This is a genomic window from Lapillicoccus sp. (genome assembly GCF_025353065.1).
Lineage (GTDB): Bacteria > Actinomycetota > Actinomycetes > Actinomycetales > Dermatophilaceae > Lapillicoccus.
Genome location: NZ_JANXRJ010000069.1, coordinates 1 through 18812 on the forward strand (window position 1 = coordinate 1; position 18812 = coordinate 18812).

Genomic DNA, 18812 nt, shown 5'->3' on the forward strand with positions numbered 1-18812 from the left:
GACGAACCGCACGCTCTCCTCCTCGGCGGAGGCGGTCAGTCGAACATACAGAGGACTGGATCGTGTCCGACTCTGTCCGGGTATGCCGCGCCGCTGGCGCTCCTCTGCATGTCTGGCGGCGCACGCAGTCCCGCACCCGGCATACTCCGGGGCCCTTGAGGGTGGGCCGCCACCGTCCTGGGCGCGGACGAGGCGCTCGAGGTCGGGGATCGGTGCCACCCCCTCAGCCTGCCGTAGGCTGACTCCTCGTGGCTGTCGACTTCCCGGAAGAGATCAAGACCCTGCGCGCGACCATGGACACCGTGCGCGAGGTGACCGACCTCGAGACGCTGCGGACCCGCATCGCCGACCTCGAGCAGCAGGCCTCCGCGCCGGACCTCTGGGACGACCAGGACAAGGCGCAGAAGGTCACCTCGGCGCTGTCCCGCGCCAACTCCGAGCTCGAGCGCGTGGTGGAGATGGACGGCCGGATCGACGACCTCGAGACCCTCGTCGAGATGGGCACCGAGGACGGCGGCGACCCCGCCACGATGGCCGAGGCGGAGCGCGAGCTGACCGGCGTCACCAAGGCGGTCGGCGAGCTCGAGGTGCGCACCCTGCTCAGCGGGGAGTACGACGAGCGCGAGGCCGTCGTCACGATCCGCTCCGGCGCGGGCGGCGTCGACGCGGCCGACTTCGCCGAGATGCTGATGCGGATGTACCTGCGCTGGGCCGAGCGGCACGGTTATCCCACCAAAGTCATGGACACCTCCTACGCGGAGGAGGCCGGGCTCAAGTCCGCCACCTTCGAGGTCAACGTCCCCTACGCCTTCGGCAACCTCGGCGTCGAGGCCGGCACCCACCGGCTGGTGCGGATCAGCCCGTTCGACAACCAGGGCCGCCGGCAGACCTCCTTCGCCGCGGTCGAGGTCATCCCGCTCATCGAGTCCGACGACTCCGTCGAGATTCCCGACAACGAGATCAAGGTCGACGTCTTCCGCTCGTCGGGCCCCGGCGGCCAGTCGGTCAACACGACCGACTCCGCGGTCCGGATGACCCACCTCCCGACCGGCATCGTCGTCTCGATGCAGAACGAGAAGTCGCAGATCCAGAACCGCGCTGCCGCGTTGCGGGTGCTCCAGTCCCGCCTCCTGCTCGTGCGCAAGGCGGAGGAGAACGCGACGAAGAAGGAGATGGCGGGCGACATCAAGGCCTCGTGGGGCGACCAGATGCGCTCCTACGTCCTGCACCCCTACCAGATGGTCAAGGACCTGCGCACCGACTTCGAGGTGGGCAACACGACCGGCGTCTTCGACGGCGACATCGACGGGTTCATCGAGGCGGGTATCCGCTGGCGGCTCGGCCAGGAGAAGATCGTCGCGGCCGACAAGCAGGAGAAGGTCGACCAGCAGGAGCAGGTCGACCAGCGGGAGCGGGCCGACCGGGCCGAGAAGCAGGCCGACCGGCAGCACGAGAAGGCCGAGAAGGCGGAGAAGGCGGAGAAGCAGGCCCGCGCCGACGCCTGAGTCGTCCCGATCTGTCCGTCCCATCCACCGTCCCATCACCACCACAGCCCCACCCGCCACGCCACGAGGCCGCGATAACCCGGCTGGCCGAGGTTCGCGCCGTACCCTCGAAGCGCGTGCGGGCCGACTGCCCGTGCTCGCCCGACTGCGCACGTGCAAAGGCTCGCCATGATCCTCTTCGACACCGTCACCAAGTCCTATCCGCGCACCACGAGACCGGCGCTCGACAGCGTCTCCCTCGAGGTCGAGCGCGGTGAGTTCGTCTTCGTGGTCGGTCAGTCCGGCTCGGGCAAGTCGACGCTGCTGCGGCTCGCGCTCAAGGAGGAGGTGCCGACCTCGGGCACCATCCTCGTCGCCGGGCGGGACCTCGCCACGTTGCCCGACCGCAAGGTCCCCCAGCTGCGCCGCGAGATCGGGGTTGTCTTCCAGGACTTCCGGCTGCTCCCCAACAAGACGGTCTTCCAGAACGTCGCCTTCGCCCTGCAGGTGATCGGCAAGTCCCGCTCGATCATCCGCCAGACCGTGCCGGAGACCCTCGCGACCGTCGGCCTCGAGGGCAAGGAGAAGCGGCTCCCGCACGAGCTGTCCGGCGGTGAGCAGCAGCGCGTCGCGATCGCGCGGGCCATCGTCAACAAGCCGGCGATCCTCCTCGCGGACGAGCCGACCGGCAACCTCGACCCCGCCACGAGCATCGACATCGTCGCCCTCCTCGACCGGATCAACCGCTCGGGCACGACGATCGTCATGGCGACGCACGACGAGGAGATCGTCAACACCTACCGCAAGCGCGTCGTCGAGCTGCGGCTCGGCCAGGTGATGCGCGACCAGAGCCGCGGTGGCTACGGCATCGCCTCGTCGGTGGTCCCGCACGGCGAGCGCCCGCGCCCCCGCTCGTCCGGTATGCCGCCCCGCGAGCCCGGTATGCCGCCCGCTGAGCCCGGTATGCCGCCCCGCGAGCCCGGTGAGACCGGTCCGGTCACCCGGCAACGTCCCGAGGTCAGCGAGGTGACCCGCTGATGCGCGCCACCTTCATGCTCGGCGAGATCGGCAACGGCCTGCGTCGCAACGTCTCGATGGTCGTCTCCGTCGTCCTCGTGACGATGATCTCGATGTATCTCCTCGGTCTCGGCCTGCTCGCCCAACGGCAGGTCGACACGATGAAGGACTACTGGTTCGACCGCGTCCAGGTCTCGATCTTCCTGTGCGTCGACAAGTCGCTCTACCCCAACTGCGCGGGCGCGGCGACGACGCCGGCGCAGCGCGACCAGCTGCAGGCCCAGCTTGAGCAGATGAAGCCGACGGTCAAGGACGTCTACTACGAGTCCCAGGCCCAGGCCTACGCGCGCTTCAAGGAGCAGTTCAAGAACTCCCCGCTGGGCGACCAGGCGACCGAGCGCGCCTTCGCCGACTCGTTCCGCGTCTCGCTCAACGACCCCGGCAAGTACGACGTCATCGCCAGCTCGTTCCAGGGCGCGCCAGGTGTCGGCAAGGTCCAGGACCAGAAGCAGCTGCTCGACAAGTTCTTCACCTTCATGAACGTCGTGTCGTGGTCGGCCATCAGCCTCGCTGTGCTCATGGTCGTCTGCGCGACGCTCCTGATGGCCACGACGATCCGCCAGACCGCCTTCAGCAGGCGCCGGGAGACCGGCATCATGCGACTCGTCGGGGCCTCCAACCTCACCATCCAGTTCCCCTTCATCATGGAGACGGTGGTGTCGGCGATCATCGGCGCCGGCCTGGCGATGTGGCTGCTCTATGCCACGGTCCGCTACGGCATCTCGGGCTACCTCAGCAACGCGCTGCTCGATACCGCGTTCATCGGGACCGCCGACGTCGTCCTCATCGCGCCCTGGGTCATCGGCGGCGTCGTCCTTCTGGCGATATTCACCTCCGGGTTCACCCTCCGGCGCTACCTTCGGGTGTAGGTAGTCCAGGCCCACCAACCCAGCGGGAACCGGCGCGCCGCACCGATGGTGCTGGAGGGAATCGTGGTACCAATGGGGTCAATGAGGCACCTGCGCAGCACGAGACGCCGGGTCCTCGACCGCACGCTCGCGGTCGGGGTCTCCCTCTGCTGCGTGTCGGCTCTCGGCATCCCTCTCGCGACGTCGGTCTCGGCCGACACCGGTGGCGACAAGCAGAAGGTTGACGCCCAGGTCCAGCAGCTGCAGGACGCGCTCGAGGGCACCTCCACGGCGCTGGTCAGCGCTTACCAGGCCTGGCAGGCGACCTCCGCCAAGGTGCCGGCCGCCCAAGCCGCCCTGGCTTCCGCGCAGCAGCGCGAGAAGGCGGCTGACGAACGCAACGACGACGTCGCCGCACAGCTCGCGGTCGCCACCGCCGACGAGGCGCGCTCGGTCGAGAGCGCGAAGACCCATGCGCAGGAGCTGGTCGACACCCAGTCCACGCTGGACAACTTCGCGGCCGACGCCTTCCAGGGCGGCGGCAGCTCGCAGCTGTCGGTCGCCCTCGGGGCCACGAGCGCCGACGACTTCGCCACCCGCCTGGTGCTCGCCGACACGATCACCTCCCTGACCAACGCCGCCATCACCGACCTGCAGAACGCGAAGGCGGAGGACGTGGCCCAGAAGGCCTACCTCACCTCCGTCCGGGCCGAGATCGTCACCCTCAAGGCCCAGGTCCAGGCAGCCCTCACCACGGCGTCGAGCGCGCGGGACGTGGCGCAGCGCGCCCAGTCGCGTCTCCTGGCGCTGCAGAAGCAGCAGGCCGCGCTCGCTCACTCGCTCGACGCGCAGAAGAAGGGCGAGCAGGCGCGCCTCGCGGTGGCTGCGGCCGAGCAGGCCCGGCTGCAGGCGATGCTCGTGGCCCAGGCCGCGGCGGCTCGGGCCGCCGAGGCGGCCAGAGCAGCGAGTGCCCGGGCCGCCGGCCAGAACTACGTCCCCGCGACCGGGTCGACCGGCTTCCTCAGCTATCCCGCGAACGGCCCGATCACCTCGGAGTTCGGGATGCGCCTCCACCCGATCTACCACACGTGGGGCCTGCACTCGGGCACCGACTTCGGCATCCCCTGCGGCACCGCGGTCTTCGCCACGGCCGACGGCACGGTCATCAGCGCCGGCTGGGGCGGCGCCGACGGCAACCGGGTGGTCATCGACCACGGGATCATCAGCGGGGTCGACCTCGCCACGACCTACAACCACCTCAGCTCGTTCGTCGTCACCTCCGGCCCGGTGAAGCGCGGCCAGCTGATCGCCTACTCCGGGACCACCGGCTGGTCCACCGGCTGCCACCTCCACTTCGAGACCCTCGAGAACGGTCAGTTCGTCAACCCGCGGAAGTGGATCTGACCGTCCTGCCGGACCGCCCCTCACCACCAATGGTTCGCGGCCTCGAGCAGCAGAACGGGTAGCGTTGTCGGCGAGCAGTGGTGCACCCGGCATACCGGGTCGCCTCAGTCCTGGTGCCGGGGCCGCAGGCCGGGGCACCTCAGCAGGAAGACACCCAAGTGGTCAAGGAACGCGGTCAGAAGGTCGTGGCGAGCAACCGCAAGGCTCGCCACGACTACCACATCGGTGACACCTACGAGGCGGGGATGGCTCTCTGGGGCACCGAGGTCAAGGCGCTGCGCGCCGGGCGGTGTTCCCTCGTCGACGGATTCGCCCAGTTCACCGGGAACGAGCTGTGGCTGGAAGGCGTCCACATCCCTGAGTACACCCAGGGCACCTGGACCAACCACGCACCGAGGCGTCGTCGCAAGCTGCTGCTGCACCGTGAGGAGCTGCGCAAGATCGAGGCGAAGACCAAGGAGAGCGGGCGGACCATCGTGCCCCTGTCGGTCTACTTCAAGGACGGCCGCGCCAAGGTGGAGATCGCCGTCGCGACCGGCAAGAAGGAGTACGACAAGCGTTACGCGCTGCGTGAACGCCAGGACAAGCGCGAGGCCGATCGCGCCATGAGCACCAAGGAGCACCGATGAGTCGCACCGGGTCGATCCACCGCTTCGGAGCCCTGTATGCCGTGCTCGCGGCGCTCGCGCTCATGGTCGCCCTGCCGGCGACGGCCTGGGCCGCGCCGGCTTCTGCGCCGGCCGCCGCGACGAAGGCGGGGGTGAGCCCGTGGTCCGTGCCCGCCGCCGCCGACCACGACTCGATGACCACCTTCGACGACAAGGTCGTCCTGGACCAGCAGGGCGGCGCGACGTTCACGGAGTCCATCGCCTACAGCTTCGGGCCGGGCACCCACCACGGCATCTACCGTGACATCGTCGTGCGCCAGCAGGCCACCACCACCAACAACGACACCTACCGCTACTACTCCATCGGCGACGTCAAGGTGAGCAGCCCCAGCGGGGCCCCCAGTGCCTTCACGCTCACCGACGCGGGCGCCGTCACGACGATCAAGATCGGCGACGCCAACCAGACGGTCACCGGCACCCAGACCTATCTGCTGACCTATCACCTGGCCAACGTCGTCAACCCGTTCACGGACCACGCGGAGTTCTACTACAACATCTTCAAGGACGACACCGTCCCCAAGGACGCGGTCACCGTCGAGGTCTCCGGCCCCGGTGGGGTGACCGAAGCGGCCTGCTACCGCGGCAGCGGCACCACCGACCCGTGCGGGAGCGCCACGCCCGGCAACCCGGCGATGTTCTCGGCGAGCAACGTGCTGTCCGGCGAGGACATCACCGTCGCGACCAAGCTGCCGCGTGCGGGCTTCAGTGCGCTCGCCCCGGACATCCGCAGCGGCACCTCGAGCGTCGATGCGGCACAGGCGAAGGCGCTCACCGGTCTCGCGCTGGGAGGCGGCCTGCTCGTACCCGTCGTCGCGGGCGGCCTGATGGGGACGCTCGTCGCGCACCGCGGCCGCGACGAGTACTACGCCGGCCTCACCCCCGGCCTGACCCCGGGCGTGACGGACGGCGCCGTGGCGTCGGCCCCGACGGTGCACGCTGCCCGCCCGACGATCGCCGTGCAGTTCACCCCGCCGGCCGGGGTCCAGCCGGGGATGGTCGGCACGATCATCGACGAGAGCGTCGACACCGTCGACGTCTCGGCGACCGTCGTCGACCTCGCCGTCCGGGGATACCTGCGGATCGAGGAGGCCCCGAGCGGCGGGATGTTCTCCCGGACGGACTGGACCCTCACCCGGCTCAACCCCGACCCCAACCAGCCGCCGCTGCGGGCCTACGAGTCGACCATCCTCGAGGGGATATTCGAGACCTCCAACCCCGTCCAGCTGAGCGACCTGAAGTACAAGTTCAACACCACGCTCACGGCCGCCAAGGCGCAGATGTACGAGGAGGTCGTCCAGCGCGGGTGGTTCCGCAAGTCGCCCCAGTCCCAGCGGGGGATCTGGCAGGGAGCGGGCTTCGTCCTCATCGGCGCGGGCGTCGCATCGATCTTCTTCCTGGCCAAGCCGACCTCCGACATCGACCGTACCGGAGGGATCGGTATCGGCATCCCGTCCGGGGTCATCCTCGGGATCGGGCTGATCATCGCCGGCCTGATCTTCCGCGTGCTCGGCAAGCGGATGGCGGCCAAGACGGCGGAGGGCTCGGCGATGAACGTCCAGGCCCTCGGCTTCAAGAAGTATCTCGAGACTGCCGAAGCCGGCCAGATCAGGTTCGAGGAGGCCCAGTCGATCTTCAGCCGCTACCTCCCCTACGCGATCGTCTTCGGTGTCGCCGACCGCTGGGCCGGCACGTTCCAGAAGGTCGCCGAGGCCGCCGCAGCGGCGAACCAGCCGCTGCTCATGCCGTCCTGGTACATCTACAGCGGCGCCGCGTTCCCCAACTTCACGAGCATCGCCTCCGGCGTGGGGTCGTTCGCGTCCTCGGCGGGTGGCACCTTCGCCGCGACCGCCACCTCCGGCGGGTCCGGCGGGTCGGGCTTCGGCGGCGGTGGCTTCGGCGGCGGGGGCGGTGGCGGTTCGAGCTCCGGCTCCTGGTGACCACACTCCCGCAGGGCCCTGCCCCGAGCCTGCCCGACGGCTGGTATGCCCGGGTGCCGGTCGTCGACGACGTCGACCGCCTCGTCGAGCTGGGCACGGCCCGGCGGCGTCGCACCCGCGGTGAGGGTTCCGCCGACCGGGACGGCATCGTCGCCGAGGTGGTCGGGCTCGCGTCGTGGACCCGCCGACAGGTCGTCGCCCTCGATCCCGACGGCGTGATCCGGGGGTGGGCGACCGTGCACGACCGGGCTGCTGGTCGCACCGAGGTCGAGCTGACGCTGGACGTCGACCACGTCCCGGCGGTCGTGCTCGACACGGTGGCGGACGGGCTCCTCGCCTGGCTCGAGTCGGTGGCCCTCGACTACGGCCGGGAGCGTGACGTCCTCACGACGCAGCTCGACGCGCTCCTCGACCGGGACGACGACCTCAAGCGGGAGTGGCTCCACCGGGCCGGATACCGCTGCGCCCGGACGTGGCTCAACCTGACGCGGCCCGTCGACCCGGCCGAGACCTTCCCCGCTCCCCGCGACGGCGTGGTGGTGCGCCGGGTCGGCGTCCACGACCTCGGCGACGGCACGACGCTGCCCGTGGCCGAGGACCTCCAGGCCGTCCACCGGGTGCTCGAGGAGTCCTTCGAGGACCACTTCAACTCCTACCGCGAGAGCTTCCCCGAGTTCGCCACCCGGCTCCGGGCCGACCCCGGGCACCGTTGGGACCATTGGTGGTTGGCCCTCGTCGAGGTCGACGGGGACCCCGTCCTCGGTGGCGCCCTCGTCGCCTCGGTGCTGGCTCCTGGCGCCCCCGGGGTCGAGGGCAGCTACGTCGACTACATCGGCGTCCACCGCAGGGCCCGCGGCCGGGGCGTCGCGAAGGCGCTGCTGCACGCCGTCATGGAGGATGCCGTCGAGCGGGGCCGGGACCGGGTCGACCTCGAGGTGGATGCCGACTCACCGACGGGAGCCGACGGCCTCTACCGCTCGATGGGCTGGGTGCTGCACCACACGACCGAGTCCTGGCAGAAGGACGTCACCGTCCCGACCTGAGGCTCGCCCGCGGCCGCCCGCCTGCTGAGGAGGCGGCATACGCCCGCCCGCTCGTCCCGTATGCCGCGTGTCCCGTATGCCGCGTGGACCTCAGCGGTCCGGGGGTGGGGGAGCCAGCGGGTGTGGAGGTGGAGAGAGCCGGCGTCAGGCGTACTCGACGCGGCGCTGGTCGACGACGAGGGCCACGAGGGCGGCGACGGCGAGCCCGGCGACGGCGACCGAGAACCACACCCCGGCGGGACCGAGCCCCCACTTCTGCGACGCGAGCCCGTCACCGACGACGGGCAGCGAGATGGCGACGTAGGCGACGACGAAGAACGCCGAGGTCAGGCCGGCGCGGTCATCGGGTTCGGTGCGGGTGAGGACGGAGGCGAGCCCCTTGCTGAAGGAGAGTCCCTGACCGGCGCCCGAGGCGACCGCCGCGACGAGCATGAGGGCGAGCGAGTCGGTGCCGATGGCGACGGCGAGCAGCAGCATGCCGAGCACGAGCAGCCCGCACCCGAGGTTGACGGCGCGTGCCAGCTGCATCCGGTTGAGGACGACCTGGCTGCCGACGGAGGCGACGAAGAGCACGAAGACGACGAGCACGCTGAGCACCTGGCCAGCGCCCGGGACGGCCCGCTCCACGAGTCGCGGCGACACGGCCGTCATCAGCCCCATGACCGCGAAGCCGGCGAAGCCGACGATGCTCGCGGCGACGAAGGTGCTGCGCACCGGCCCCGGCACGCTCGGCCTCCGCAGCTGCAGCCGGGCCCCGGGCTCGACCTCGACCGTCTCCGGCGCGCGCCACACCAGGGCGGTCGCGGCCAGCACGAGGACGATATGGACGACGAAGGACAGCTGCGTCGGCCACGGCAGGAGGTCGACGAGGACGGCCGCGAGCATCGGCCCGAGCCCGAGGCCCCCGACGTTGGCGACCGTCGCGACGAGCGGGGCGCGGTCCTTCCACGCCGGGGTGGCCGACTCGATGACGGCGGCAGTGGCGGTGCCGACGTAGACGCCCGCGGAGAAGCCGGAGAGGACGCGACCGATCAGCAGCACCCACGTGTCGGTCGCGGCGAGGAAGACGAGGTCGCTGAGGAGGGCGAGCCCGAGACCCCCGAGGAGCAGCGGGCGGCGGCCCACGGCGTCCGACCACCGGCCGGTGACGAGCAGCGCGACGAGGACGCCCGCGGCATACACGGCGAAGATGACGGTCGACATCGACAGCGAGAAGCCGAAGCGCTGCTGGTAGATGCCGTACATCGGCGTCGGGAGGGTCGTGCCGATCATCGTCACCGCGAAGGCGGCGACGATCGCGGCGAAGGCGGCTCGCGGGGAGAGGGTGCGCACCGCACCACCTCAGCACGAGCGGGGCCGGGCCGCCCGAGCGGGGTGACCGGGTCCGCGCGCTGCGGCTCGCGCAACGACGACCGTTGGGTGGTCCGCGGTGACGGCGCGACGCTCGAGGGTCCCGCGCGACGGACCCCACGGTCGTCGTTGCGTTGGGGCCGCCGCGATCGAGCACCCGGGGGAGACGGGGTACGAACGTTCGTCAGGCTGTGTCACGGTCGTAGGCGGTGCTCGCGAGCCCCACCTCGATGGCTGGGACCTTGCCGTCGTCGCGCGCGACCAGACGGTCAGCAGACGCTGAACCAGACAATGAGCAGACGCTCTACTGATCGATTCGCAGACCGCACAACGGGCGGTGACGATGGTCCCTGTTCGGCGAGGCCCGTCAGCGCTTGTATGCCGTTATGGACAGATCAGCCCCCACGGCCCCCGCGCAGGCATCCGACGGGCCAGCGATCCGGGGCCGACGATGGGGGGTCGGCGGCTACGTCCTGCTCGCCTACGCCATCTCCTGGGCGTGGCTCATCCCGATCGCCCTGAGCCAGGGCCTCGTGAGCGCCGGCGACGGGTGGCCCACCCACTTCCCGGCCCTGCTCGGTCCCCTGATCGCGGCCCTGGTCCTGACGGCCGCACAGCAGGGGCGGCCAGGACTACGCGACCTCTTCGGCCGGATGACGCGGGTCCGGGTGCCCGTCCGTTGGTGGCTGTTCGCGCTGAGCCCGCTGCTCCTGCTGGCCGTCATCCTGGTGTTCCAGACGGTCTCCGGCCGCCCGACGTCGAGAGCGCAGGACTTCGCGGTCTTCAGCGGACTGCCCACTGGTTGGGGCGTGCTCGGCGTCGCTGGTGCCATCCTGCTCGTGAACGGGTTCGGTGAGGAGACCGGCTGGCGCGGCTTCGCCCTCGCCCGGCTCCAACGACGACACAGCCCCCTCGTGGCGACCCTGGTCGTCGCGGCGATCTGGGCCGGCTGGCACGCACCCATGTTCGTCGTCGTGGACACCTTCCGATCCTTCGGCCCGGCGATCCTCGTGGGCTGGGTCATCGGGCTGTTCAGCGGCGCGGTCGTGCTGGGCTGGCTCTACAACCGCAGCGGTGGCAGCATCCTGCTGGTCGCCGTCTGGCACGGGACCTACAACCTCATCTCCGGGACCGCCGCCGCGACCGGACTCCTCGCTGCCACCTCCACGACGTCGGTCATCGCCCTCGCGATCGCGCTGGTGGGCCTCGAGATCCGGGCAGGCCGTCGTGGCAGTCCATCGGTCCTCGGGCCGACGGTCCAGGACGTCGTCCCGGTCTGAGCGCGTCCGGCCGAGCCCGCCCGAGCGGCCGGGCGGCATACTCGACCGGCGCCCTTGCCCTCGTCCGCCTTCTCCCTGCCGGCGGGTCAGTGGCACACCTCAGCGCAAGCACGTTACTCGCGCGCAACGACGACCGTTGGTCGGTTCGCCGTCACTCCGACATGCTCATCCGTCGGCTCGTTCGAGACCAACGGTCGTCGTTGCGTCAGATCAGCTCAGATGCGCACCAGCATCTTGCCGACGTTGCCGCCGGCCAGCATCGACTGGAAGCCGTGGACGGCCTCCTCGATGCCCTCGACCGCGGTCTCGCGCCAGACCACCTTGCCCTCCCGCACCCAGCCGCCGACCTCGTCCTCGAACTGCTCGCGCAGATCGGCGTGGTCGTTGACGAGGAACCCCGTCATCGTCAGGCGCTTGCCGATGAACAGGGCGAGGTTCTTCGGCCCCGGAGCCGCCCCGGTGTCGTTGTAGCGGGAGATCATCCCGCAGACCGCCACCCGTCCGCGCAGCCGCAGGCTGGTGATGGCCGCCTCGAGGTGGTCACCCCCGACGTTGTCGAAGTAGACGTCGATGCCGTCGGGCGCCGCCTCGCGCAGCCCGCGACCGACCGGCACGGTCTTGTAGTCGATGGCGCGGTCGAAGCCGAGGTCGTCGAGCAGCCACTGGGCCTTGGCCGGCCCGCCGGCACTCCCCACGACGAGCGAGGCGCCCTTGAGCCGGGCGATCTGCCCCACGAGGGAGCCCACCGAACCGGCGGCAGCGGAGACGAACACGGCGTCGCCACGCTGGAACTGGGCGACACGCAGCAACCCGGCGTATGCCGTGAGGCCGGTCATGCCCAGCACCCCCAGCCACGCCTGGGCCGGGACAGCAGTCGTGTCGAGGACGCGGAGCCGGCGCCCGGGCAGGACGGCGTGGGTGCGCCACCCCTGGTCGTGGAGGACCGTGGCACCGACCTCGACGCGTTTGCCCGACCCGTCGAGGACCGTGCCGCCGACCTCCTCGACCACCCCGACCGCGCCCCCGACCATCGGCTCGCCGAGACCGAACGGCGGGACGTAGGACTTCGTGTCGTTCATCCGGCCGCGCATGTAGGGGTCCAGCGACAGGAACGTGTTGCGCACGAGGACGTCGTCGTCGTCGACGGCGGGCCGCTTCGTGGGGACCAGGGCGAAGTCCTCGTCGACCGGTGCCCCGTCGGGACGTCGGACCAGGTGCCACTCGTGGTAACTCATGTCGTGACCTCGCTGTCAGGACGTCCTCGGGTCCGAGGACGTGGTGGGCGCGCCTACCCCGACGGGGCAACCTCCAGAGCACACCACACCCGCGCGGTCGGCGCGCGCAGAGTCCGTTCGATGAATTCCTGAAACCGTCCAATCCGGACAGGTGCGGTGATCCGAAAACAGGACGTGAGATCACGCGGAACGTTCTTCGGTCAGGCGTCATCTCACTGCATGCCGGTCACCGCAGGGGGGTGATCGGCATCACGGAACAGCCCGGGTGTCCGGTCCTTCGGGGGACGCGCCGACCCTTCAGGGGTGACGGTCGTCGAGCGCAACGGACACCCGGGTTCCGTTCTGGGATCTCGCCCTAGCCGGGTCGAACCCCTCGGGCGACGAGCCGCCGGTATGCCGGGGAGTCACGCAGCGACCACAGGTCGAGGACCAGGCGGGCCGTCACCCGGTCACGCCCCGGGCAGGAAGTGCTCGAGGTTCGCCCGCAACCGGTCGCCGAAGGGGTGCCGGGCCACGGCCTCGGAGAGATCTGCGACGACCCGGGTGAGGGGATAGGGGATCTCGGCGTCGAGCTGGCGCATCGTCGTCTCGGTCGCCCGCCACTCGGCCTCGAGGAAGGCCAGCAGGTCGCGGGCCCGCGCGGTCGCCTGCACCCGACGCGTCCGGGCGTCGCGGCCTGCGGGAGCGTCCTCGACGAAGCCGTCGCGGCGCATCGCCGAGACGGTCTGGCTCATCGCCGAGTGGGTGACCTCGCGTCCGTCGGCGAGCTCGCGGACGGTCTGCGGTCCGAGGCGGCCGAGCTGGATGAGCGGGCCGGCGAAGCGGGAGCGGAAGCCGGGGACGCCTGCGCCGTCGTAGAGCGCGACGATCTCGCGGTCGAAGGAGTCCAGGAGGTGCAGCAGCGGGCGGATCACACTGCTCGCGACGAGGTCGTCGTCATCGGTCATGAGGTAGATATAACAGCACGTATATAAGTGCTGTCAATTCTGGCGCACCGTGCGGCGGGCGGCAGTCCTACCAGCCGCGGGTGCCGGGGGCGCCCTTGAACGGACCGACCACCCGTGAAGTGACCCAGCCGCCGTAGAAGCCGCCCTCCTGGGGGACGACGACCTCGCCGTCGACGGTGCACCGGTCCATGGCGGCCGGCATCACCGCGACGTGGTCGACGAGCTGCTCGAAGCCGGGGGAGGGGTGGGGGTAGGTCCAGCCGGCTCGTGCGGCCGCGACAGACGGGGCGCTGCCGGGCGCGACGACATCGAAATAGGCTGCGGCGCCTTTGAACTCGCACCAGGTCGATCCGGCTGTCGGTACGAGCGCACCGGGCACGAACGCGTCCACGGGGAGGTAGTAGGCCGGCGGGTGGCTCGTCTCGAGGACCCGCAGGGCACGCGTGGTGTGCGCGATCGTCACGCCGCCGAGGACGATCTCCACCGTCGCGCCGGTGGTCTCGACCCGCGGCGGGCGGGGGTAGTCCCAGACCGACTCCTGCCCCGGGCCGACGGGGTCGCGGGTGATCACAGCGCCGCCAGGGCCTTGGCCATCCCGTCGCGCGCCTCGTCACCGAGCCGGTCGAGGGCCGGCCGCAGGATGGGCGCGAGGAACTTGGCGATGCCGGAGAACTCGAAGTCCGCGGCATACGTGACCTGGGTGCCGCCGGCGCCGGCGGGCGCGAAGGTCATCGTGTCCTTGGCCTTCACCGTCTTGTTGACCCCCTGCAGGGCGATGACCTTGCCCTCGACGCGCTCGACGACCGTGTAGGTCAGCTCGGTCTCCCGGCCGAGGAACTTCGAGATGTTGCGGTATGCCGTGCCCACCCCGCCGTCCCCGGAGATCTTCTCCGTGCGCACGGTGCCGGGGTCCCACTCGGTCGTGTTGGTGAAGTCGCTGAGATAGGCGTAGACCCGGTCGAGCGGGGTGTCGGTCGTGACGATGCGTTCGACGCGCATGGGGGGCTCCTGCCGCAGAGGGTGTCGCTCAATCCTGACACGGGGGAATCAAGTTGGACGACCACCCGTTGTGAGGACATACTCGGGGGCCTCGAGACTCGAGGTCATGTGACACTCGAGGTCATGTGACACTCGGGGTCGTTCGACACTCGCGGTCCTTGATATCTGAACAGTGTGACGTGGTCGCCCCCGAGGGGGTGATCGGTTTCGACGGTGGTCGTCTGTCCAGGAGAAGCGGGCCGAGGACGCGCGGTTAACTCGTTAACGATCCGTGCAAACCAATAGGTGCCGATTCCAAGCGCACCGACTTCGCCCTCGCCGCCTGAGCGAGTCTGAAGTCCGTCGGTCTGAGTGTGTCCTCGACTCAGCAGCCGGCGTCATCTAGAGGACTTGCTGCGTCGTCATGCTGGGGGGCGACGCGGGACTCTTACTCAGCTGGGCCTGTCAGGGGACGTGTGTGCGCGAGCCCTGGGGCCGAGAAAATCCTTAGTGCACTGCGCCCGGAGAAGTCCTGGTCTCGCGTCATCGGACGCGGGTTCAATTCCCGCCACCTCCACCACTTCGTGGTGACCACGTCACGCTCATCAGTTGTCAGAGATCCTGAGCGACAGCAACGCGGCCCGACCGGTCTTCCGGTCGGGCCGCGTTGGTGTGCCGCGTCGGCGGGCTGGATCTCGAGGGTGCAGGGGTCAGGCGCCGGCTGCTGACTGCTGCTGCGTGGCCTGATGCGAGGCGGCGACCTGGGCCTTGACGTCGTCCATGTCGAGTCCCTTGACCTGGTCGATCAGCGTCTGCAGGGCCTCGGGGGGCAGCGCCCCGGCCTGGCGGAAGACGAGGATGCCCTCGCGGAACGCCATCAGCGTCGGGATGGAGGAGATGTCGAGGGCCGCCGAGAGGGCCTGCTCGGCTTCGGTGTCGACCTTGGCGAAGACGATGCCCTCGTTGCTCGCGGTCTCGGACGCCTTGTCGTAGACGGGTCCGAACCTCATGCAGGGGCCGCACCAGGAGGCCCAGAGGTCGACGAGGACGATCTCGTTGTCGGTGACGGTCTTCTCGAACGTCTGTGCGGTGAGTTCGGTCGTAGCCATGTGGTGGAGAACGGACGGGATCCGCGCAGCATTCCCGAGCCGGCTCAGCCTGGTTCCGCGTCGTCGGAGAGGACGATCGAGAGGGCGAAGGTCACGGCGATGGTGACGCCGACCGTGTGCTCGCCGGACTCCACCGGCATCGACTTCGCCTGTTCGACCCAGCCGGACGCCATGGCCGCGCGGGCGAATCCCGGTCTCGGGCTGCCTCCCTCGGCCACGGTGAGCACCGGGCCGAGCTGCCCACCGGCCAGGGCGGCATACTGCTCCGCCTTGGCGCGGGCATCGGCGAACGCGGCGTCGCGCGCCTGCACCTGCAACGGTCCGCGGTCCGCGAGGTCGAGCGAGATCGAGTCGATGCTGAGGGCGTTGCCGGCGGCGGCGGAGAACGCGTCGACGACCGCGCTGAGGTCATCGACCACCCGGACCACGACGCTGAGCTGGTGGAAGGCCTGGTAGCCGCGGGTCGGCTGGCCCTCGCGGTCGTAGCGGGGCTGCACGCCGGCGCCGGTCGAGCTGATGTCGACGGCCGCGATGCCGTGCTCGCGGGCGGCTGCGCCGATGCTGCTGACGTGTCCGCCGGCCAGTCGCAGGGCTCCCGCAACATCGTCACCGTCGGCCCGGACGCCGAGCTGCAGGCGCACCACGTCGGGAGTCGCCGACGCCCGTCCCGCGCCGACGACGTCGATCCGGCGACGAGGCCCCCGCCCGCGGTGGTCGCGCCTGCCTTCCGAGGCTCCGTCGCTCTCCTGCATCCGCCCACCTTAGGTGGCCGTTCTCCGGATCCGGGCTGGCCGTTCGGGGGATGAGAGGGCCAGGCAGGCCGGAGAGGATGGCCAATGAGACCGGTATCGCGGGGCTCGCGAGGCCAGTGTTGCTGATGAGGCTGGTGGGGGCGTGCGGCCCGAGGAACAGTGTTGTCCACACCGACGGACGGTGTTGTCCCACAGGTCACCGACCTACATTGTCGGGTGACGCACGATCATGAGGGGTCCGAGGATGCGGCCCCACGAGCAGCGGCCTACGGTGGTCGAGCGGCAACAGGGAGGCAGTGCTCATGGGGTGGTTCGATGTCGTTCGCGACACCGAGGCGATCGCGCAGTGGCAGCGGGAGAACGCCGCTGACGCCAGATCGGTCCGACCCCTCGGCCTGGGGGTCGCGCGCCGGCGACCCGGGTCCGGGCGTGTGGGTCGGTGGGTCGCCCTGCCCGTCGTCAGCACCGTGGCCCTCGTCGGGGCGGTCATCCCCGGCGCCAAGGTCCCCGCCTCGTCCGCCTCGTCCGTCGCGGACAACATCGTCGCTGCACCGCTCGTCGCCGCGTGGAACGACGGCGGGATCAGCCTGCGCGTCTCCGATCACGAGCGGTGGCACGGGTCGGCTCTCGACCCCGTCTCCACGTCGGCCTCCCGGGCCGGGACCATCGCTGCGCCGGCCGCGTTGGTCGCGGCAGCGAAGCCCGTCGATCCCAAGACCGCCGCCGCGGATGCCGCCGCGCTGCTCGCCATCCACGGGCCGGCCGGCGCCGTCGGCTCCGATGGCATCCCCGTCACCGCCCTCGCGGCATACAAGAAGGCGGAAGCCAACATCGCCGCCGCCAGCCCGGCCTGCCACCTGCCGTGGTGGTTGCTGGCGGGGATCGGGCGGATCGAGTCCGGCCACGCCTCCGGCGGCCGGGTCGATGCTGCCGGGACCACCCGAGGCGTGATCCTCGGGGTCCGGCTCGACGGGAGCGTGCCCGGGACCTCGGTCATCCGGGACACCGACCACGGGGTGCTCGACGGCGATCCGTCGTTCGACCGTGCCGTGGGGCCGATGCAGTTCCTCCCGGGCACCTGGGCGCGGTGGGGTCGGGACGGCAACGGCGACGGCAAGAAGGACCCGAACAACATCTTTGACGCCGCCACCGCCGCGGGCGCCTACCTCTGCGCCGGTGGCCGCGACCTCTCCAGTCCCGCGGGTATTTCCGCAGCAGTGTTGTCCTACAACAATTCTCAGCCCTACCTCGAGTCCGTGGTGTCCTGGGGCGTGGCCTATCGCGATGGCGTGACGCCGACGCAGGACAGCACCGGATCGGTTCCGCCGCCGGCGACGACCACCACGGCTCCGACGCTTCCGACGCCGACGACCACGACGGCGCCGACGACCACGACGCCGCCGACCAAGCCGCCAACGACGACCACGCCGCCAACGACGACACCGCCGCCGACCACGACCACGACACCGCCGCCGACCACGACGACCTCGACCACCACCTCGGCGACGACCTCGGCAACGACCTTGGCAACGACCTCGGCAACGACCTCGGCAACGACGTCGGCGACGACCACGACCGGGCCGTAGTCGGCTCGGGTCGGCGACCCCCCGTCCAGGTCGTGGCAGTCTTGGCCCCATGACGGCCGGTCGGAGCGCAGAGATCACAGACACGGAACCGGACACGCGGGAGCCGGCTGCCCACGACCGGTGGTGGGGGCTCGCCTTCGTCGTGGTGCTGGCCGTTCACCTGGCGGCGCTCTACTGGCCGCGCGTCACGATCGTGGGGCCGGTGTCGTGGGCCGACAAGGTCGTCCACCCGCCGCTGTTCCTCGTCCCGGTCGTCGTTGGGGCGCTGTGGTGGCGTCGGGTGGTCCCCGTTGCCGTCGTCTTCATCCTGCACGCACCGGTGAGCGAGCTGGTCCAGCACTACCTGCTGCCCGGCCGCTCCGGGGATCCGTGGGATGCCGCGGCCGACCTGCTGGGCGTCGGCCTGGGGGTCGTGGTCGCGACGTGGTGGCTGGCGCGTGGGCGGCGGTCCGGGGCACCGCCGGAGCGCTGGTAGACTCCGATAACCCGACTCCGAGGCGCACGGCAGCGCCACGCGACATCAACGCACAGATCCCTACGCGGAGCGGGTCCGACGCCGGTCAGCAACTGCTGGAAGCCGGCCCACCGGGCGCCCGTTCAGCGGAGTGCCTGAGGCTCGTCTGTGATGGTCCCCTCGCCAGGAGATTCGAGACGTGTCTACCTCGAATCACCGAAGTGAGTTGAACGATCGTGAGCAGCAAGCTGTCCTCCGGCGCGCCCAAGAAGGCCCGCTGGTCCGTGGAGAAGAAGACCGCGGCCAAGAAGTCCCCCACCAAGAAGCCGCACCACCGAGGCCAGGCCGGCCCGGTTGCGGCCCCGTACGGCGAGCGCCCGCAGCGCGACGACCGTCATGAGCGCCCGCAGCGTGACGACCGCCCCCGCCGTGACTTCGCCCCGCGTAACGACCGCACGGCCAGCCGCCCCACCTCGGGCGGCACCGACCGCCCGCGTCGTGACTGGGCTCCGCGTGACGACCGTTCGTCGAGTCGTCCGACCACGGGCGCTCCGCGTCGTGACTGGGCTCCGCGTGACGACCGTTCGTCGAGTCGTCCGACCACGGGCGCTCCGCGTCGTGACTGGGCTCCGCGTGACGACCGTTCGTCGAGTCGTCCGA

At 70.5% G+C, this 18812-nt stretch carries 16 protein-coding genes, 1 other RNA gene and 2 pseudogenes; 12 read left to right on the forward strand and 7 right to left on the reverse strand.

Features of this window, described 5'->3' with window-relative positions; genetic code table 11:
- Nucleotides 1-248 precede the first annotated feature (248 nt).
- The 7 genes and pseudogenes from prfB to Q0R63_RS06300 all read left to right on the forward strand — a co-directional run.
- Nucleotides 249-1352: pseudogene (gene prfB, locus Q0R63_RS06270) on the forward strand (peptide chain release factor 2); the annotation flags it as partial.
- A gap of 321 nt (nucleotides 1353-1673) precedes the next feature.
- Nucleotides 1674-2522 carry a cell division ATP-binding protein FtsE gene (gene ftsE, locus Q0R63_RS06275; RefSeq protein WP_295695408.1) on the forward strand — a complete coding sequence of 283 codons (849 nt, stop codon included), beginning with the start codon at nucleotides 1674-1676 and terminating at the stop codon, nucleotides 2520-2522.
- Entirely contained in the window at nucleotides 2522-3430 is a 909-nt protein-coding gene (gene ftsX / locus Q0R63_RS06280; RefSeq protein ID WP_295695410.1) for a permease-like cell division protein FtsX, read from the forward strand. The genes ftsE and ftsX overlap by 1 nt, the downstream gene beginning before the upstream one ends.
- Nucleotides 3431-3511: 81 nt before the next feature.
- Entirely contained in the window at nucleotides 3512-4813 is a 1302-nt protein-coding gene (locus Q0R63_RS06285) for a peptidoglycan DD-metalloendopeptidase family protein (protein ID WP_295695412.1), read from the forward strand.
- Nucleotides 4814-4971: 158 nt separating this feature from the next.
- Nucleotides 4972-5442 (forward strand): SsrA-binding protein SmpB, encoded by a 471-nt coding sequence (gene smpB, locus Q0R63_RS06290; protein WP_295695414.1) that lies wholly within the window; start codon nucleotides 4972-4974, stop codon nucleotides 5440-5442.
- Entirely contained in the window at nucleotides 5439-7418 is a 1980-nt protein-coding gene (locus tag Q0R63_RS06295; protein WP_295695416.1) for a DUF2207 domain-containing protein, read from the forward strand. The genes smpB and Q0R63_RS06295 overlap by 4 nt, the downstream gene beginning before the upstream one ends.
- Entirely contained in the window at nucleotides 7415-8461 is a 1047-nt protein-coding gene (locus tag Q0R63_RS06300; RefSeq protein WP_295695418.1) for a GNAT family N-acetyltransferase, read from the forward strand. The genes Q0R63_RS06295 and Q0R63_RS06300 overlap by 4 nt, the downstream gene beginning before the upstream one ends.
- A gap of 144 nt (nucleotides 8462-8605) precedes the next feature.
- On the opposite strand, the gene Q0R63_RS06305 is transcribed toward Q0R63_RS06300, so the two are convergent.
- The gene (locus tag Q0R63_RS06305; protein ID WP_295695420.1) at nucleotides 8606-9793 is read right to left on the reverse strand and encodes an MFS transporter; all 1188 of its coding nucleotides are present in this window, start codon (nucleotides 9791-9793) and stop codon (nucleotides 8606-8608) included.
- A 404-nt stretch (nucleotides 9794-10197) separates the two neighbouring features.
- Here Q0R63_RS06305 and Q0R63_RS06310 point away from each other — a divergent pair, with 404 nt between their 5' ends.
- Nucleotides 10198-11091 (forward strand): type II CAAX endopeptidase family protein, encoded by an 894-nt coding sequence (locus Q0R63_RS06310; RefSeq protein WP_295695422.1) that lies wholly within the window; start codon nucleotides 10198-10200, stop codon nucleotides 11089-11091.
- A gap of 215 nt (nucleotides 11092-11306) precedes the next feature.
- Here Q0R63_RS06310 and Q0R63_RS06315 read toward each other — a convergent pair whose 3' ends face one another.
- From Q0R63_RS06315 to Q0R63_RS06330, 4 genes are all read right to left on the reverse strand, one after another.
- A complete protein-coding gene (locus tag Q0R63_RS06315) occupies nucleotides 11307-12326 on the reverse strand; it encodes an NADP-dependent oxidoreductase (RefSeq protein WP_295695424.1) in 1020 nt (339 codons plus the stop codon).
- Nucleotides 12327-12775: 449 nt separating this feature from the next.
- Nucleotides 12776-13273 (reverse strand): helix-turn-helix domain-containing protein, encoded by a 498-nt coding sequence (locus Q0R63_RS06320; protein ID WP_295695426.1) that lies wholly within the window; start codon nucleotides 13271-13273, stop codon nucleotides 12776-12778.
- A 67-nt stretch (nucleotides 13274-13340) separates the two neighbouring features.
- Nucleotides 13341-13841: a DUF427 domain-containing protein gene (locus tag Q0R63_RS06325; RefSeq protein ID WP_295695438.1), complete on the reverse strand. Its 501-nt coding sequence runs from the start codon at nucleotides 13839-13841 to the stop codon at nucleotides 13341-13343.
- A complete protein-coding gene (locus tag Q0R63_RS06330) occupies nucleotides 13841-14272 on the reverse strand; it encodes an SRPBCC family protein (RefSeq protein ID WP_295695428.1) in 432 nt (143 codons plus the stop codon). The genes Q0R63_RS06325 and Q0R63_RS06330 overlap by 1 nt, the downstream gene beginning before the upstream one ends.
- A 193-nt stretch (nucleotides 14273-14465) precedes the next feature.
- Here Q0R63_RS06330 and ssrA point away from each other — a divergent pair.
- Nucleotides 14466-14831, forward strand: a transfer-messenger RNA (tmRNA) gene (ssrA, locus tag Q0R63_RS06335).
- Between the two features lie 130 nt (nucleotides 14832-14961).
- Here the strand turns inward: ssrA and Q0R63_RS06340 are convergent.
- Together Q0R63_RS06340 and Q0R63_RS06345 are read right to left on the reverse strand one after the other, a co-directional pair.
- Nucleotides 14962-15360: a thioredoxin domain-containing protein gene (locus Q0R63_RS06340; protein ID WP_295695430.1), complete on the reverse strand. Its 399-nt coding sequence runs from the start codon at nucleotides 15358-15360 to the stop codon at nucleotides 14962-14964.
- Nucleotides 15361-15404: 44 nt separating this feature from the next.
- Nucleotides 15405-16112, reverse strand: a complete 708-nt coding sequence (locus tag Q0R63_RS06345) for an SIMPL domain-containing protein (RefSeq protein ID WP_295695432.1) — start codon at nucleotides 16110-16112, stop codon at nucleotides 15405-15407.
- A gap of 302 nt (nucleotides 16113-16414) precedes the next feature.
- Here Q0R63_RS06345 and Q0R63_RS06350 point away from each other — a divergent pair, with 302 nt between their 5' ends.
- From Q0R63_RS06350 to Q0R63_RS06360, 3 genes and pseudogenes are all read left to right on the forward strand, one after another.
- Complete coding sequence (locus tag Q0R63_RS06350) at nucleotides 16415-17698, forward strand: lytic murein transglycosylase (RefSeq protein ID WP_295695434.1); 1284 nt, start codon at nucleotides 16415-16417, stop codon at nucleotides 17696-17698.
- A gap of 49 nt (nucleotides 17699-17747) precedes the next feature.
- On the forward strand, nucleotides 17748-18173 hold the full coding sequence (locus tag Q0R63_RS06355; protein ID WP_295695436.1) for a VanZ family protein: 426 nt from the start codon (nucleotides 17748-17750) through the stop codon (nucleotides 18171-18173).
- A gap of 215 nt (nucleotides 18174-18388) precedes the next feature.
- Nucleotides 18389-18812: pseudogene (locus Q0R63_RS06360) on the forward strand (hypothetical protein); the annotation flags it as partial.